The organism is Mycobacterium sp. E183 (assembly GCF_001667735.1).
Taxonomy (GTDB): domain Bacteria; phylum Actinomycetota; class Actinomycetes; order Mycobacteriales; family Mycobacteriaceae; genus Mycobacterium.
The window spans coordinates 1-1,716 of record NZ_LZJN01000115.1; the positions used below are offsets into that span (position 1 = coordinate 1).

The 1,716-nt window shown below is 70.0% G+C and carries 2 protein-coding genes; both read right to left on the reverse strand.

The window, feature by feature from the left end; all coding sequences use genetic code 11:
- The coding region (locus tag A5691_RS12360) for a PPE family protein (protein ID WP_156734785.1) at positions 1-662 on the reverse strand (662 nt) is incomplete at its 3' end.
- Between the two features lie 343 nt (positions 663-1,005).
- The coding region (locus A5691_RS12365; protein WP_197696187.1) for a PE/PPE C-terminal domain-containing protein at positions 1,006-1,716 on the reverse strand (711 nt) is incomplete at its 5' end.

Here is a 1,716-nt window from a genome sequence, read left to right on the forward strand (position 1 = left end):
GCGGCGGCCTGCGGGGCCGCGGTCGTCGTGGCGGTGGTGGCCGCCTTTTGCGCGACGTTGGCCGCGTTGCCGGCGGAAGTGTTGGCCGCCGCGTTGGCCACCGTGCTGGCCTGGGTGGTGGTGCCCGCGTCGTTGGTCACCTTCGGGGCGGCCTGGAACTGGGTGATGCCCTTGGTCGCCGCCGTGGACTGCACCGAGTAGTTGGCCATCGCCCCGGCATCCTGGGCCCAAAACTCGCCGTACTGGGCCTCCAACTGCGCGATCGCCCCGGTGTTCTGCCCGATCACGTTGGTGGCCTGCAACTGCTGCACCAACGCCCGGTTGGCCGCGATCACCGGCGGAGGCACCACCGCGGCGAACGCCGCCTCATAAGCCGCCGCCGCCGCGGCGGCCTGCACCGCGGCCTGCTCGGCCTGCGCCGCCGTGCTGGCCAGCCACTCCGCATACGGGGTGGCCGCGGCCGCCATCGCCGCCGAGGCCGTGCCCGCCCACTCCTCACTGGCCAGCTGAGTCACCACATTCTGATAACTCAACGCAGCCGACTGCAGCTCCGCGGCGATCGCATTCCACGCCGACGCCGCCGTCATCAACGACCCCGACCCCGGACCGGCATAAATCCGCGCCGAATTAACCTCCGGCGGAAGCGCCCCAAAATCAAACACGAATTACTCCTTAACCTTGGCCGCTTGGCTCGGGTATTGACTGACGATAAATCGGTGACGGCGGGTCGCCTGGGCGCCCGACCCCCGCAGCGTGGGCGGCCGCCGGTGCGCGTAGGCCTATGGGTCGTTCCTGCCGCGCGCCGCGGCAGGGTTGATCAGTCATCGGGCCGCTGGTCGCTTGCCGGCCATGAGCTGGAGCGAGGCGTTCGTCGCGACCGCGTGGTCCGACGCCGTGGTCGAGCCCGGGCCGCAGCGCTGTCCTGGGGACCGGGTTCGAGCGTGGCGCCAGCCGAATAAAATCCCGCCGCGGATAAGTGAAATGGTCAGCACTCATGTCGTCCCGCTATCCGGCCGATGGGGGTCGGGTTAGGACGCTGTAGCGGAAGCCGTATTTGTGGGAGTAGCCCGCGGCGGCGCCGGCGCGGCGGCCCATGACGCCGGTGGGCATGCCGCGCAGCAGGGCGTTGCCCGGGGGGTTGCCGGCCGCGCCGGCCTGCACCGGCAGCGCCTCGGCCTCGGCGTTGGCCGGGCTGACCGCCGAGGTCAGCGTGGCCCACTGCTGGGGCACCGACAAACCCCCGACTTGGGTTGCCTGCCCGGCACCGGCCGAGACGACGTTGCTGCTGAGGCTGCCCAGGTTGCCCAGGCCCAACTGGGCGAACTGCGGCGTCGGGAACCACGCACCACCGGCACCAGCCGTGGTACCACCGGGACCCGACACCAACTGCTGAGCCAACTGCGACCAAAACGCCACGATGCCGTTGGAGAAGTAGGCCAGGCCCGTGTTCTGCTTGAGCATCACGGTGTAGAAGGTGGGGCTTAGCCCCAGGTAATTGTTGGTCGGCGTGGGCAGCCCACTTTGGGTGAAGTTCTGGATCGCGCTCGTTAGCCAGGTAAACGGCCCGGTCTGCGACGTCGGGGTGGTCACCTGCGGAGCCGCGGTGGTGACCAATTGCGTGCTCGCCAACTGCGAAGCGACCGTCTGGGCGGTGTTGCCCGCGGGCTGCTGAGCGGCCTGGGTCACCGCCAACGCCTGCTCGGCCCCGCCGTCAAC